A 15,341-nucleotide genomic window follows, 5' to 3' on the forward strand; every position below is an offset into this window, starting at 1 on the left:
GCTTTTGTCTGGCAGTACCAATGGGAGGACCAGTCATCCGGTCTGCTGGACCGATGTCCCGGTGCGACCGCAGGACAGCTCGCGGTCGCGACAGAAATGACGTCCAGCAGACTGTATCAGCCAGTCACTCGTCGGCGACTGGCTCGGCGAAGCCGAAGTTCGGCTTGACGTCTTCGATTCGAACCGTCAGTTCGTCACCAGTTTCGGTTCCGGGGACGAACAGCCGGTAGCCGTCGACGGACGCGATCCCGTCGCCCTCGGAACCGACATCGATGATCTTGACCTCGAGTTCGTCACCCGGTCGCAACGGCGCGGTGAGCCGGCCCTTGGCGATGAAATAAATCTCGGAGGACTCCTCACGGCTGGCCTTCGGGGAGGTAACTCGAACGTACTGGAACTCGTCTTCGACGTCGGCCCGGAACTCGTCGACGTCCGGTCCCTCGAAGATCTTGACGACGAAGTTGCCGCCGGTGTCGAGGATCTCGAGTGCAGTCTCGAACGCCTGTCGTGCGAGATAGAGCGAGCGAGCCTGATCCAGCGAGTACTCGCCGGACATGTTGGGTGCCATGTCCGAGACGACCGCGTCGACGGGGCCGTCTGCGGCGTCGATAACGCGCTCGCGGGTTTTGTCTTCGGTCATGTCCCCACGGAGCGTTTCGACCCGGTCGTCGAGAGTCGCGTCATCGAGGTCTTTGATTCGCTGGAGGTCGACACCGATGACCGTACCCGGTGGACCAACCCTCTCGGCGGCGACCTGCAGCCAGCCGCCGGGTGCGGCCCCGAGGTCGACAACCGTGTCGCCCCCTGAAATGACGTTCTCGAGGTCGTCGAGCTGCTTGAGCTTGTAGGCAGCGCGACTCCGATAGCCTTCCTGCTTCGATTTGTTGTAGTACTGATCGCGTCGTGTCATGGATGTATACGGTAACAGTTTCGCGCCGGGATCGGCCGGAACATGGCCGACGGGTTCGGTGCAGTCGACGTTACCAGTCGGGTCGAGTGTGCACTCGACCGGATTCGTACCCGGGGTATGCGCCAGAAGCGGAAAGACCTGCTGAAAACGAGCCGAGTGAGACGGCTCGATAGCTGTCGAACGCGAGCCTGTCGGTCGTAAAGGGTGCCTTTTTATGGCAACCGTTCGTACCCTGATTCATATGTTCAAGGCCATCGTGAGCGCGGAAACGCTCACCAGCGCGCTCGATTCGGTCAGCGTGCTGGTCGACGAGTGCAAAATCCACCTCGAGGAAGACGGCCTCGAAATTCGGGCCGTCGATCCGGCCAACGTCGGGATGGTCGACCTCTCGCTCGATGCGGCTGCGTTCGAATCCTACGAAGCCGACGGCGGGCTGATCGGCGTCGACCTCTCCCGACTCGAGGATATCGCTGGCATGGCCGAATCAGGCCAGCTTATCCAGCTCGAACTCGACGAAGAGACGCGCAAACTCCAGATCCAGATCGACGGGCTCGAGTACACACTCGCGCTCATCGACCCCGACTCCATCCGACAGGAACCCGACATTCCGGACCTCGACCTCCCCGCTGAGGTCGTCCTCGAGGGCAAAGACGTCAACCGCTCGGTCAAAGCCGCCGATATGGTCTCCGACCACATCGCACTCGGCGTCGACGAGACCGAGGAGTACTTCTACGTCAACGCGGAGGGCGACACCGACGACGTCCACCTCGAGTTGACCCAAGAGGACCTGATTGACCTGCAGGTCGGCCCGGCACACTCGCTGTTCTCGCTCGATTATCTCAAAGACATGAACAAGGCGATCCCCTCGACGACCGAGGTCACGCTCGCACTCGGCGAGGAGTTCCCGGTCAAGATCTACTTCGGCTTCGGCGAAGGGCAGGGACAGGTCACCTACATGCTCGCACCGCGCATCCAGAGCGAGTAGGCCGTTTACGACGAAAACACCGTTTACTTCCGGAGACGACACAACTCGAGTGGAGACACCGTCTCCCGGGCTGTTCCCGGCAGCCGGCGCTCGCCGATGCCTGGACGGCTACCATACAACAGCCGACTGTTACTTAAAAAGAGGACATAGAAAGGAGATAGTCTACCAGGCTCTCGACAGTACCACCGCGTATGCCTTCCAGAGACGACGCTACAGACACAACAGCAGCCGGTGAGCTCCGATCCGTCACGACGTTCGATCCGGACGCTGGTGAGCGAGCGAGCAACGCCGTCATCACGGCCGTCGCAACGCTGCTCGACGCCAGCCCGGTCGAACTCGATCCGCTCTACGAGGCCATCGAGCCTGACGCCCTCGATTCGCTTGTCGACCACGCTCGACGGATCAACGACGCCGGTACCCACCAGCTACAGTTCGTGTACGAAGGATTTGACGTCGGCGTGCAAACCGACGGCCGGATCCGGATTCACGACGCGCCCGTCACAGCGAGTTCGAACGGTGCGTAGCGGCCGTCAACTACTGCAGTCGGTCACTCGTGGTCCTCGAGAAACGCCAGTAGCTCGTCATTGACTCGGTCGGCGTCCTCGACGAAAAACAGGTGCGAACCGCCCTCGATACACTCGAGTCGTGCGTTCGGAATCGCTTCTTTCAGGAGCCGCCCGTTCGCGGCCGGCACGACCTGATCGTCGGTCCCGTGAAGGATCAGCGTCGGCACCCGGAGTCGGCTGAGCCGGTCGCTGACGTCGAAGTTCAAGACGGCCGCGGCCTGAGCCTCCCGTGCCGGCTCGGTGGCGTCTTGCTCGAGTCGCCACTCGATGATCCGATCCATCAGATGCGGGTTCCGGTTCGTAAAGCGGTCGTTGAACGCGGGTCGCATTCGGTGGCGGAGCGTCTCCCGTTCGCTCGCCCCTTTCGGAACGTCGAAAATGAACTCTTGGGTCTCCTCGGGGACCGGGACGGCGTCAGGTCCGCCGTGGCTCGTACAACAGAGCGTGAGCGTCTTCGTCCGGGTGTACTCGAGGGCGTAGCGCTGGGCGATCATCCCGCCCATGCTCGCGCCGACGATGTGTGCCTCGCGGATGCCGGCGTCTTGCAGGACGGCCTCGAGGTCCGCCGCGAGGCCGCCGATCGAGTAGCCCGTCAGCTTGAACATGAGCAGTGCGCGAAGTTTGCGCGGCAATCGAGGGACGAGCGGCGGGAGGCCGGCATCTGACTGGCCCGTCCCACGGTTGTCCGGGGCGACCACATCGAAGGCGTCGGCAACGGCCTCACGCTGCCAGCGCCACATCCAGCGGCCATAGCCCAGTCCCTGCACGAAGACGACCGGCGTGCCGCCGTCTTCGCTCTCGTCGTACTCGTAGTAAATCGACACGCCGTCTCGTATCGCCCGTGACATACTCGGAGTGACGTATCGGATCCCCTTGAAGTCGACCCTCGAGAATCGGCGCGCAATCAGCGGCTTTAACCCGGCGCAGTAACATCGAATTACCGATGCAGCGACTGCACGCCCGGTACCCGTTTCTCGAGGCAGCCCGCGACGCTGTGGCGACGGAGGCCGTCAACCTGGCCACCGTTGTCGAACAGGATCGGGCGGTCGTCGACCGCGCCCGCGAGCGCGTCGTGGCGGCACTCGAGGACGGTGAGACCGGTGATCCGCACCGAGATCCCCGTATCGAACTGCTCTCTTATCCCGTCGCGCGCGTTCTCGTGTCGATGGTCGACGAGCGAATCCTCGTTCGCAAGTACGCCCGCGCCGAGGCCGCGACCGCGTACGACCGGTTTACTGCCGATTTCGAGGACACGACCGAACTCAAAAGCGTCGAGTCGACGGGAATTGATCTCGAGACGGTGCTCTCGGAGTTCGATCTGCAGGCTGTCGTCCAAGAAACGACCGACGGCTATCGGATCGACGTCGGCACCTATCTGCCCCTGGCGGAGGATCTCTGGGAAGACGAGTGGCATCTGGTCAATCGCGCGCTGGCCGACGGCGAGGTGCCGATCACGGAGGCAGAACTCCTGACACTCCTCCAAGAAGCCGTACGGAGCCGTATCGAGGACGGCCTCCCGTTCGATGTTCCCGACGTGATCGGGGATGCACTCGAGGACGACGTCGCCGAGATCCGGGAGGTACTGGCCGACCTCGAGTTGACTCGCGAGATCGATACTGTCGTCCCGGAGCTGTTCCCGCCGTGTATGAAGGCGCTGTTGGATGGGATCCAGAAGGGTGAACATCTGCCACACCATTCACGATTTGCGATCACCGCCTTCCTGGCGAGTATCGGGATGGAAACTGACGAAATCGTCGACCTCTACCGGGTCAACTCGTCGTTCGGCGAGGAGATGACGCGCTACCAGACCGACCACATTCGGGGCGACTCCTCACCGACGGAGTACTCGGCTCCCTCGTGTGCGACGATGCAATCCTACGGCGACTGCGTGAACAAGGACGACCTCTGTGAGCGCATTCCCCATCCGATGGCCTACTACGAGGAGCGGATCGACGACGCCGACGCCGACGAGGTCGACGACTGGCGCGACGAAGAAGGCGATAGCGAGCAAGCGAGCGGCGATTAGCTGGAACCGGCAAGGCCAGTCCTCGCGGTCGAACCGGTATCGAGAACGAAGTTGGGGGCAGTACTCGTGGAATCGAAACAGTGGACAGACGCCGCGCCGTGTTCTTACACCGCACTCTGGGTGTCCGGATCATCGTCCGTCTCGAGTCCGTCGTCGGGCTCGTTCGTCATGTACGCCAAGACGAAGCCGACGGCGGTCAACAGCAGAATAAAGCCGACGATAGCTCCGACGAGTAACTGCCCCCCTTCTGGCGACAGCCCGCCGTTGGTGGCCCCATACACGGATCCGATGCCGATCATGGCGCCGAGCATCAGAAAGACGGCGGAGACGGCGACGACGATTTCGATGAGTTGCTCGCGCTCGACCATTATCGGAACGATTCCGTCGGCCCGATCAAAAACGCTTCGAAGGCCGTGCCAACGAATCACTGCTGATACTGTCGGACAGCAGTCAGTAAGCCGTCGCCGAATAATACGGGCAGCTTGCACCTGCAGGCCGCTTCATTATTACTCTCGAGTGGCTACGGTGTTCGAATAGCCAGCCGACCAGCCACGAGCCGACACGAGCCGATCGCACGGTTTGCTGTACGAATGTACCGATGCAACCGCGAACTGCGGCGGTTGCGCCGAAAACGGCGACCAGTACACCGTCGCAGTCGTGCTCGGCACGCCCGACGCATCCATGAACACAACAGCGTCACCGAAAACACCACTGCCAGTACCGTCAGACGACCGTCTCGAGGCGCGCTCGCGCCGCGCCCGCACTGAACCGATGTCGGTGTGCCCGCTCGGCGACGGCCTCTATGAAGTTGAGTCGGCCAGCGACCACACCTACCTCGTCGATCTCGAGAGTGGTCGCTGTACCTGCCCGGATCACGTCTTCCGCGGGGTTCGATGCAAACACGTCCGCCGCGTCGCGATCGAAATTACCGACGGGCGGACGCCACCGCCGGGGCAGATCGCCGTTGCGTGTCACGACTGCGACGCCACGGTGTTCGTCGACGAGACCGACCCGGAGCCGTACTACTGCGACGCCCACACGATCCGACCGGGCGAGACGGTCGTCGACCGCGAGACCGGCGATCGACTCACCGTCGTCGGCGTCTCGACCCTGCGAGCCGATGCCGTCGAGATCGGCGAGGCCGACTGCACCGTCGCCGAGTACGCGACGAACGAGACGTATGACCCGGACGTCCCCGTCGTCGGCGTAGTGTATCCCCACGCGACCATCGCGACGAACGGCGTTATCCCCGCATCGCTGAAGGTGTACGTCTTCCCGCGGACGCGACTCGAGAAGCGATCGGTTCGCGTCGAACGCGCGTAGCGCCGTCCGAACAGTGCCCAACGACAACGGCCACCAACGCAGGAATCGTTGACTCACGCCCGTTTTATTGTCGATCATCAACAATAACCATGCTATGGACTCGAGCATCGACTACGGCCAGTTCGAGGAGGGACGGGCAGTCAACTACTGGAACCTCGATCGGACCCTCCGGCGCGAACTCCAGCGCATTTACACTGACGACGAGTTCGAGTGGGCACACTCACGACTTGAGGAGTTCGGCTCGATCGTCGGTCAGACGATCGCGGACAACGCCGACTACATCGACGACCACGGGCCGGAACTCGAGCCCTACAATAAACACGGTGACGTGTGGAACCGGGTTCGCTACCCGGCCGAGCAACTCGAGAACGAGCGGCTGGCATACGAGATGGGAATCGTCGCGGACGCGTTCGAAGCTCCGCCGGGTCGCGACGAGCCGATGCCGCTGTCGCACAACCTCGCGATGCAGTACCTGTTGTGTTATGCGGATCCGGGTTTCGACTGCCCGGTCGCGATGACCGCAGGTGCAGCGCTCGTCCTCGAGAAATTTGATGACGGCTCGCTGTCGGCGTACTCCGACGCACTGACGAGCCGAGAGTACGCCGATCTCATCGAGGGGGCGATGTTTCTCACCGAGAAACAGGGCGGCAGCGACGTCGGCGCGAACGAAACGCGGGCCGAGTGGGACGAAGATGCCGAGTGCTGGCGACTCACGGGCGAGAAGTGGTTCTGTTCGAATATCGACGCCGAAGGGACGCTCGCCCTCGCCCGGACCCCCGATGCCCCCGACGGGACTGACGGGCTCTCGATGTTTCTCGTCCCCCACGCCGACCCGGCCGGAGTGGACGGCCCCCTCACCAAGGGCGACCGCCTCGAGGACGGCCCGCTTTCGCCCGGCGCGGTCAACGACCAGCTGTATCGCCGGCTCAAGGACAAACTCGGCACGATCGCCGTTCCCACGGGCGAGGTCGAGTTCGACGGCGCGAAAGCCCACCTCGTCGGCGAACAGGAACGCGGGTTCAAGCAGATGACCGAGATGCTCAACCTCGAGCGACTGTCGAACGCCGCCGCCTCCTGTGGCATCATCGGGCGCGTGTTGCTCGAGAGCAAGATCTACGCCGCAAATCGCGAAGCCTTCGGTGAAACGATCGACCAGTACCCGCTGATGCGTGCTGATCTGGTCGATATGGCCGTCGACCACGAGGCTGCGGTGGCGTACGTCTTCGAGGCGGCGCGGCTGTTTTCGGAACGCGAGCGGGCCGAGCGCACTGGGCAAGACGCTGACGACGCCTACCGACTGATGCGACTACTGATTCCGATCGCAAAGCTGCGAACTGCCCGACTGGCCGTCGAGACGGCTTCCTACGGCATGGAGATCCACGGCGGCAACGGCTACGTCGACGACTTCGTCACGAATCGCTTGCTCCGGGACGCACAGGTGTTGCCGATCTGGGAGGGCACCGAAAACATCCTCTCGCTGGACGTGCTCCGCGCACTCGAGCGAGAAGACGCCCACGAACCGCTGTTCGAGACGATCGAGGACCGCCTCGCGAGCGTTTCGCATCCGGCTCTGGCCGCGGCTGTCGAGACGGTCGAAACCGAGTATCACGATCTTGCGGGCGCGCTTGCGACACTGGCCGGCGAGGACGCCGAGTACGCACAGCTGTCGGCCAAGCGGCTGGCCCACTACGTCTTCGACGTCTTTACCGCCGCGCTGTTGCTCGAGCAGGCCCAGACCCACCTCGAGGCCGGCAACGGGCGGCTGGCGCTGGTCGCCCGGCGGTTTGTCGCGAACGAACTCGAGGCACAGACAGCCCGCGGGATCGCAAGCGGAGATCGGCTGGCGCTCGAGGCGTTCGAGTCGATCGTGCAGTATGCGCCGGTCGATCCCGAGACGCTTGAGACGTGATCACTCGGCGTCGGTCGCTTCTCGTCACGTCCTATGGCGCTCGTCTATCCTCGTTGTCCTCGAGGCGACTGTACCCCCCAGGAATTGGTTTCGGTGTCGCCGCTGGCACGCCCGTTTGTGTCCGCGCTCGGGCCAGCTCGACCGTCGGCGTCTCGATCCCGACCGCGGGTTCCGAGCCCGCCCTGTGCTTTCGCCTCGCGTTCAGCGGTTTCGCGGTCGACGAGGGTCGGGTTCGCGATTTCGTTACTGATCAGGAGATAGAGGACGAGTGGGACCAGCACCGACAGGAGGAGCACGAATACGAGTAACGCGGCGACCATGATTCCACGTTCGACGTTATCCGACAATAACATATTCAACGAGCGATCACGAACGGCGAGTATGGTCTCCGATAGCGATCAGGGCTGTCCGAAGTGCGGCCACACCGAGACGGAAGTCGACGACATCGCCACCTCCGGCACCGGGCTCTCGAAACTCTTCGACGTTCAGAACCGGCGATTCCGAGTCGTCTCGTGTGCCAACTGCGGCTACTCGGAACTGTACCGTGGTGACTCGAGCAACAACATGATCGACCTCTTTCTCGGCTGAGTCCGCGCGGACTCAGTCGACATCACGAAATCCGACTCGCTCACTCGAGCAGCGTCGCGGCTTCCTCGAGTTCCATGACACCCTGCTCGACGGCCGTGAGCACGCGAAGGATGTCTTCGTCCGGACCATCGTCGCCGTCATTGCTGACCTCCTCGAGGGTGACTTTCTGCGAGCGGCCGACGAACTCGGCGAAGTCAGTTCCGTCGGCGAGCGCGGTTTCCTTTTTTACTCGGTAGTTGCCGCCGTCGGTGACGTAGAGGTCGGCAGGATGGAAAAAATACCAGTCTTCGCGGTCGAAGCGGACGCCGATCCGGGGTTTCGCGCCGAAGTTCTGCGCGAAGTAGATCAGCGCCTCGACCTCTTCGCCGGTGAGGTAGATCGGATCGCCGGCGCTGGATTTGGCCTCGATTGCATAGAACCGTTCACCGTCGCCGGCGAGCACGTCGGGGAGTTCACGTTCCGTCGCGGAGCCGCTTGCGGGGGCACGCATCACTGCAAAGCCGGCCGCATCGAGTTCGTTGACGAGTTCCCGTTCGCGGCGGTCACCCTTCGCCTGAGACATACCAGACTTTCGCCGGCGGCTGGTAATAAAGGGACGGACGACGGCGTAGTAAGCGGCTGGATGATCGCGTGGGCTGGGAAGGGACGATACCGTGGGATGAGATCGCAGAGGTGACTCGACGGCGAACACGCCTCGAGTGAGGCTACAGCGGAACGGCCCCGAAGGCGTCGAGCAGCACCGATGGGGCCGGTTCGGCCGTCTCGATGTCGTACTCGACGGCGAGATAGAGGACACCGAACTGGAAGGCGTTGAGCGCGGCGTGGGCCGCCGTCGGCACGAGGAGGTTGTCGGTTTTCGCGTAGAGATAGCCGAAAATGAGCGCACCGCCGAACATAATCGCGAGCGAGGACGCGGTCGCGAGCATCGACTCGGCGAGTGTCACGTACATCGGGAAATGCACGAGCGCGAAGATGGTGCTTGCGAGCACCACCGACTGCATCCGCGTAAAGGCGTCGTAGAGGCGTTTCTGGACGACGTTCCGAAAGAGGAACTCCTCGGCCGGCGCGTTGAAAAAGAAGACGATGACGATCATGATCAGGATCATGGTCTGGTCCTGGCCGACGACTTCGACGACGTTGCTCTCCGCGGCTGGTATCGAAAAGAGTTGCAACAGGATATTGACGGCAAACAGGAACGCGATACTGGCGAGGATCCCGCCGAAGACGTACCACCAGCCCGTTTTCGTCGGCATACGAACGTCAACGTACGACCAGCCGCGGCCGGTGGCGGCGAGATAGAGCCCCCCAGCCAGCGCCATCCCGACGAAGTTCAGGATCATATACAGCGTACGGCTTTCGATCGAGGCATCGGCCATTCCCTCGAGCAGCGCTGGATCGGCAAGAATAGCTGGAACCGTCGCGATACTGGCCCCGACCAGCCCGAAAATTGTCAGTCCGACAGCGACGAGCGTCGATCGAAGCGGCGCACCGTCACGATGTTGGGAGGGCGTTTCCATACGGGGAGTTACGGGTGCGTCCTTCTTGGGTGTTCCTTTCGCCGAAGGGAGTCAACACTGCCAAGCGACGGCGAGTCACGTCGGGTACGGCAAAGAGGCTGTCACAGTCCCTCGGCGAGTAAGAGGGATTCGGCCTCGAATAACTGCTCGAGCAGCCGCTGTTGGCCGATTCGGAGATGCCGGTTGATCGTCGGCTGTGTAACCTCGAGCATGTCGGCGATCTCCTCGCCGGTGCTCTCGCGTGGCCACTCGAAGAAGCCAGCCAGGTACGCCGTTCGAAGCACCTCGAGTTGTCGATCGGTCAGTTCGTCGAACAGCGACGTTACCAGTTCCTGTCTGGTGTGGGTCGTCCGCTGGACGTGGCGACGTGACTGTAACTCGACGGCTTCGTAGTGATCCTCGAGCATGTCGATAAACTCGCGGACGTCGGTCGTCGTGGGGACGTCGACGGTGACGTCGATCGCCGTGCCGGTGGCGTGGATCGATCGCGGACTGCCGCCGTGGCGGACCAGCCGCGAAGCGACGACGTCGCCCGACACGGTCGCCTCGAAAAGACAGGTGCCATCCGACTCGGAGATGAGTCGATACTCCGTGACGGAGACGAGATCGTCGAGAACGGCTTGGACGTCGGCCGGCGACACACCACTGGTCTCGAAAAAGAGGGCCGTTTCCGATCCGGAGTGGGTTCCAAGCCCCTCGTAGCCGACGTGAGCGCCGGTCGTCGCCGCGATCCGAGACAGAATATCGTCGTCCGCCACGAGGTCGAGCGAGAGTTCGACGAGCGTCTCGGCGTGTAACGCCGCCTGGGTTTTCGCCGCGGTGATCGCATTGGCGATCCCCTCGCTGAGTTCCGCAAACACCGTTCGCTCGAGGTCACCGAACGCGTCCGGTTCGTCCGCATAGACCGTCAGGACGCCGTAGCCGTACTCTTCGAAGGCAATCGGCACGGAGACGACCGACTGGAATCCCGAATCGAGTGCGCTCCGTCGCCACGGCTCACGTTTGATCCCTTCAACGACGTTTTCGACGACCGTCGGCGTCTCCGACCGAATCGTCCGGAGTGCGGGTTCGTCGGACTCGGCTTCGATCTCGAGCGACAGGGCATCCAAATACTCCGGATCGGTGCCGGCCCAGGTGCGTGGCTCGAGTGACGTCCCGCTTGCGTCGAGTGCCCCGATCCAGGCGAACGAGACGTGATCTGCCTCGAGTAACTGTTCGAGAACGGTCCGTTCGATCTCGCTGCGGCTGTCGGCACCGATGAGCGATCGGTCGATCCCTCTGATAATCTCGGTGATCTGGACCTGGCGTCGAAGGCGACTGTTCTGGGCTTCCAGTTCCGCATCGCGGTCCCGAAGCGTTGCCTCGCTCTCGAGGCGGTCGAACGCGGTCTCAGTCGTCGCGACGAGCGTCTCGACGAACTGCCGCGTCTCGTCGTCGATGGTCGACGGCGGCGCAATCAGGACGAACACGCCGTGGTTGCCGATCGGAACCACCAGCCCACCCGGAACGTCGTCGCCGAACAGCGGCGAGCGGGCACCGATATCGGCGTCGTCGACGACCGTCTGTGTCCCCGTGACATAGGTGTTCCAGAGGACGGAATCACCATCACCGGCCCTGATCGACGGCGCGCCACCGGCTTGGTCGACGAAGTCAGCCGTCGACGCGGCCGGCTCGAACTGGTTCGTCTCGGCATCGAGGACGTAGACGCTTGCACTTCCAGACTCGAGTAACTCCGCGGCTGTCTCGACGGCGAGCTCGGCAACTGCTGGCGTCGTCTCTGCATTGAGCAGCTCACGGGCGGTGTCGTGGAGTGACTCGAGCACTAGTTCCCGCCGTTTCTGGTCAGAGATATCCTGCACTGTGCCTCGATACGTGCGGAGGGTTCCCTCGCGGTCGTGAATGGGTTCGCCCATCGCTCGCACCCACGTGGTGTCGTCCGAATCGGTCTCGAGTCGGGCTTCGAGCTCGTAGCCTGACTCGGTCGCGATTGCGGTCTCGAGCCGGTCGCGGACGAACGGCCGGTCGTCCGGATGGTAGCACTCGATCGTCGTCTCGAGGGTTGGGGTAACGTCATGGGGGAGCTCGTACAGGCGATACAGCTCCTCGGTCCAGGTCGCTTCCGGCGGATCGGTGTGGACGTCGAGTTCCCAGCCGCCGACTTTCGCCATGCGCTGGACGCGCTCTAAGAGGTCCGTCGAGCGCTCGAGGTCGCGTTCGCGTTCCTTTCGCTCGGTAATATCGCGGATGACGCCCGCGGTCCCGGTGAACTCGCTATTGTCCATCGGTAACAGTGCAACATGTGTCTCCGTCTCGATCGTCTCTCCGTTTGCGGTGATGAGATCGCCTTCATAGGCCTCGTACGGCGTTCCTTCACGGAGGAGGTCACGGACCAGTTCCCTGGCCGTTTCGAGCTCGTCCGGTGGCAGGAGATCGGAGACATCGGCTCCGATCAGGTCCGACGGCTCGTAGCCCGCGAGCGTTTCGATCGCGTCGTTGACGAACTGGAACTCGCCTTCGGCATCGAGTGTGTAGACGGGGTCACCGAGTGCCTGAATGATCGTCTCGTAGCGCTCGAGTTCGCGCTCGCGTGCCTTGCGGTCGGTGATGTCGCGGAAGTACACCGACAATCCGCTCTCGGAGGGGTAGGCACTCACCTCGAGCCAGGCGTCGACGACCGGCGAGTACTCCTCGAACGTGACTGCTTCCTGTGTCTGCATCGCGCGGCGATACTCCGCCTCGAACCGCGAGTCGACGGCACTGGGGAACTCCTCCCAGAGGGTGTTGCCGATCAGTTCCCGATCGTCGGCCTCGAGCAACTCCTTGGCCTGTGCGTTGACGTACGTAATATTCCACTCCGTATCCACCGCGTGGAACGCGTCGTTGATCCGGTCGAGCGTGCGCTCGAGTTCGTTCTCGAGGCGCTTGCGTTCGGTAATGTCGTTGTTGATCCCGACCATCCGCCGTGTGCCGTCCTCGTCGACCACCAGTCGGCCACGGCCGCCGACCCAGATCCAGTCGCCGTTCTCGTGTCGGAGCCGGAACCCGTCCCGATACAGTTCGTCGTTCTCGATCGCCTGCTCAAGTGCGGCCTCGATTCGAGAAATATCTTCGGGATGCACGCGTTCGATGAAGGCCTCGTACGTCCCCTCGAACTCGCCGGGCTCGAGACCGACAATCTGCTGTAACGTGTCGTTCCAGTCGAGGTCGTTCGTTTCGATATTTAGCTCCCAGATCCCCGTGTTCGTCCCCTCGAGTGCGAGTTCGAGTCGCCGTTTCGTCTCGCGCAAGTCCCGTTCACGCCGCTTCCGATCGGTAATATCCTGTATCGAACCCTGTAGTTTGACGACCTCGCCGTCCGCCCGGACTGGCTCGCCGATGGACCGAACCCAGCGCTCGTCGTCGCTGTCGGCCGGCAGCAGCCGGAGTTCGAGATCGTACGGTTCTCCCCGTTCGATTGCGCGGTCGACCGCCGATCGGAGCGCGTCCCGATCGTCCGGGTGATAGAACTCGAGTGACTCCGCCAGTCCGATGTTGGGGTCCGGCTCGAGGCCATAGATCCGGGCGACTTCGTCGGACCACTGGAGCTCGTAGGGCTCGTTGCGAACGTCGAGTTCCCAGGCCCCGATGTTCGCCACCCGTTGGGACTGCTCGAGCAGCCGGGTGGTGCGCTCGAGGTCGCGCTCGTTTTCGACCCGGTCGGTGACGTCGGTGAGGACGCCTTCGACCGCCTCGAGCGAGCCCTCGTCGTCGAAGACGCCGCGGCCGCGTTCGGTGACCCAGCGGCGCTCGCCGTCGGCCGTCTCGATCGGGAACGTCGCGTAGAATAGGTCCCGCTCGGCGACGGCGTCCTGAATCGTCTCCCAGCGTTCGTCGTGATCCTCGAGGACGACGTCGGAAAACCAGTCGACGTCGCCGTCGACGAGGTCGTCGGGGTCGTAGCCGGTGAGCTCGAGACAGCCGTCACTGACGAATTCGAACGAACAGTCGCGCTCGTTTCGACAGCGATAGACCATGCCGGGAACGTTGCTCATCAGCGTCGTTAGCTGGCGTTCACGCTCTCGAAGCGTCTGCTCGCGCTCCTTGCGGTCGGTGATGTCTCGACTGATCACGAGAAAGCGATCCTCGTTGGCGAGGGCGATCCGAATGAGGTGGATCTCGACCGGGAACGTCGAGCCGTCGCACCGTCGATACTGTCCTTCGAACTTCCGTCGGCTGTCGACTGAGACGCCCTCGAGCAGCGTCTGGACGTCGGCTGCGTCGAACGATTCGTCGTACTCCCAGATCTTCGTTCCGAGCAGGTCGTCCTCGGTATACCCCAGTTCGTCACAGAACCGCCTGTTCACGTCGACAATCGTCCCGTCAGGATCGAGGACGTCGATCATATCGGGCGAATACTCGAACAGCGCCTCGAGCCGTGCACTCGTCGTTTCCAGTCGTCGCTCGCGTGCCTTTCGGTCGGTGATGTCCGTGAGTACAGTGACGGCCCCGACGACGTCACCACGCTCCCGGATCGGTGCTTTCGAGAGGGTCACGTCGATGAGTGAGCCATCCGCGGTCAGTCGCTCAGTCTCGACGCCGGTGATCGATTTGCCGGCCTCGAGTCGATCACGGAATCGCTCGCTCTCGTCGGCTCGCTCCGCGGGGATGATCGGCAGGGGTTCGCCACGGACCTCCGCAGCGCTCCACCCGAAGAGACGCTCGGCTGCCGGGTTCCACTGTTCGACGGTCCCGTCGCGATCGACGGCGACGAGCGCTGCCGGAGACGATTCGATAACCGAACGACACTGTTCGGCCGTTGCCTGTAACTCCTGTTCACGGTCGGCGAACCGTCGTTCCCGCTTCTCGACTGCCGTCACCACCGTGTCGACGGCTTCGGCTAGCGGTCCGAGTTCGTCGTCTCGCTCGAGGTCGATTGAGACCCCGTCGGTTCGAAGCCGGGCCGCTCGATCGACCTCGGCGTCCGTCGGCGATTGATCGTCGTCGATCGAGGCCGCCAACGCTTCGACGTCGGCTGTCAGTCGTTCGATCGCCGTCTCTCGGCTGCCACCACCGTGCACAGCGAGCCCGACAAGCAGTGGCGAACCGATCGGCAGTTCCGGCCACGGTCCCACAATCGCCAGCAGCGAAACGACACCGATTCCGAACACGAACAGCAGGGGCTGCCGCTCAGTAACGGAGTCGAGTGAAATCCCACAAAACGACGGGAAAGCCATGGGTTGAGTACGAAGCCATCACAGATGACATGAGTGGTTTATACACTACTTAGAGTGATGATTTATCTCTAAATTGGTTGTATTTATTATAATCCAATCAGAGAGACCGATCAACTGTCGAGATATCCGTCGACACGTCCAACAGCAATCGAACCTGAAACGGAGTCCACACTGACACCGAACAGTGGGTCATGGAGTGTGCACTGCCGATCAGTGTCGACCATCATTCAACTCGCTAGCGTTCATTCGAACCGTGTACTATGCATCCTGTGTGTCTCGGATTTGTGTGCGAGTTCAGCCCCAT

Annotated in this window: 13 protein-coding genes; 6 read left to right on the forward strand and 7 right to left on the reverse strand. The window is 62.6% G+C overall.

Annotation, left to right across the window (positions count from 1 at the left end):
• Window positions 1-124 precede the first annotated feature (124 nt).
• A complete protein-coding gene (locus BW940_RS08330) occupies window positions 125-910 on the reverse strand; it encodes a 23S rRNA (uridine(2552)-2'-O)-methyltransferase (protein ID WP_076608749.1) in 786 nt (261 codons plus the stop codon).
• A gap of 241 nt (window positions 911-1,151) precedes the next feature.
• On the opposite strand from BW940_RS08330, the gene BW940_RS08335 reads away from it, so the two are divergent.
• Both BW940_RS08335 and BW940_RS08340 read left to right on the forward strand, forming a co-directional pair.
• Window positions 1,152-1,895 (forward strand): DNA polymerase sliding clamp, encoded by a 744-nt coding sequence (locus BW940_RS08335; protein ID WP_076608936.1) that lies wholly within the window; start codon window positions 1,152-1,154, stop codon window positions 1,893-1,895.
• 191 nt (window positions 1,896-2,086) lie between these two features.
• Entirely contained in the window at window positions 2,087-2,419 is a 333-nt protein-coding gene (locus BW940_RS08340; protein WP_076608750.1) for a HalOD1 output domain-containing protein, read from the forward strand.
• A gap of 23 nt (window positions 2,420-2,442) precedes the next feature.
• Here BW940_RS08340 and BW940_RS08345 read toward each other — a convergent pair whose 3' ends face one another.
• Window positions 2,443-3,309, reverse strand: a complete 867-nt coding sequence (locus tag BW940_RS08345; RefSeq protein ID WP_076608751.1) for an alpha/beta fold hydrolase — start codon at window positions 3,307-3,309, stop codon at window positions 2,443-2,445.
• Window positions 3,310-3,404: 95 nt separating this feature from the next.
• Between BW940_RS08345 and priL the strand changes: the two genes are divergently transcribed.
• Window positions 3,405-4,487 carry a DNA primase regulatory subunit PriL gene (gene priL / locus BW940_RS08350; protein ID WP_076608752.1) on the forward strand — a complete coding sequence of 361 codons (1,083 nt, stop codon included), beginning with the start codon at window positions 3,405-3,407 and terminating at the stop codon, window positions 4,485-4,487.
• A 104-nt stretch (window positions 4,488-4,591) separates the two neighbouring features.
• Here priL and BW940_RS08355 read toward each other — a convergent pair whose 3' ends face one another.
• The gene (locus BW940_RS08355; RefSeq protein WP_076608753.1) at window positions 4,592-4,855 is read right to left on the reverse strand and encodes a DUF7472 family protein; all 264 of its coding nucleotides are present in this window, start codon (window positions 4,853-4,855) and stop codon (window positions 4,592-4,594) included.
• 313 nt (window positions 4,856-5,168) lie between these two features.
• Between BW940_RS08355 and BW940_RS08360 the strand changes: the two genes are divergently transcribed.
• Together BW940_RS08360 and BW940_RS08365 are read left to right on the forward strand one after the other, a co-directional pair.
• Window positions 5,169-5,810 carry an SWIM zinc finger family protein gene (locus tag BW940_RS08360; RefSeq protein ID WP_076608937.1) on the forward strand — a complete coding sequence of 214 codons (642 nt, stop codon included), beginning with the start codon at window positions 5,169-5,171 and terminating at the stop codon, window positions 5,808-5,810.
• A gap of 94 nt (window positions 5,811-5,904) precedes the next feature.
• A complete protein-coding gene (locus tag BW940_RS08365; protein ID WP_076608754.1) occupies window positions 5,905-7,719 on the forward strand; it encodes an acyl-CoA dehydrogenase family protein in 1,815 nt (604 codons plus the stop codon).
• A gap of 44 nt (window positions 7,720-7,763) precedes the next feature.
• Here BW940_RS08365 and BW940_RS08370 read toward each other — a convergent pair whose 3' ends face one another.
• On the reverse strand, window positions 7,764-8,039 hold the full coding sequence (locus BW940_RS08370) for a hypothetical protein (RefSeq protein WP_235847783.1): 276 nt from the start codon (window positions 8,037-8,039) through the stop codon (window positions 7,764-7,766).
• Window positions 8,040-8,100: 61 nt separating this feature from the next.
• Here BW940_RS08370 and BW940_RS08375 point away from each other — a divergent pair, with 61 nt between their 5' ends.
• The gene (locus BW940_RS08375; RefSeq protein ID WP_006066060.1) at window positions 8,101-8,307 is read left to right on the forward strand and encodes a zinc ribbon domain-containing protein; all 207 of its coding nucleotides are present in this window, start codon (window positions 8,101-8,103) and stop codon (window positions 8,305-8,307) included.
• A gap of 40 nt (window positions 8,308-8,347) precedes the next feature.
• On the opposite strand, the gene hjc is transcribed toward BW940_RS08375, so the two are convergent.
• The 3 genes from hjc to BW940_RS08390 form a co-directional block, all read right to left on the reverse strand.
• Entirely contained in the window at window positions 8,348-8,869 is a 522-nt protein-coding gene (gene hjc, locus BW940_RS08380; RefSeq protein ID WP_076608755.1) for a Holliday junction resolvase Hjc, read from the reverse strand.
• A 142-nt stretch (window positions 8,870-9,011) separates the two neighbouring features.
• On the reverse strand, window positions 9,012-9,824 hold the full coding sequence (locus BW940_RS08385; RefSeq protein WP_076608756.1) for a CPBP family intramembrane glutamic endopeptidase: 813 nt from the start codon (window positions 9,822-9,824) through the stop codon (window positions 9,012-9,014).
• Between the two features lie 101 nt (window positions 9,825-9,925).
• Window positions 9,926-15,037, reverse strand: coding sequence for a PAS domain S-box protein (locus tag BW940_RS08390; protein WP_076608757.1), 5,112 nt, complete (start codon window positions 15,035-15,037; stop codon window positions 9,926-9,928).
• Between the last annotated feature and the right edge of the window lie 304 nt (window positions 15,038-15,341).

The organism is Natronorubrum thiooxidans (assembly GCF_900156475.1).
GTDB classification, from domain to species: Archaea; Halobacteriota; Halobacteria; order Halobacteriales; family Natrialbaceae; genus Natronorubrum; species Natronorubrum thiooxidans.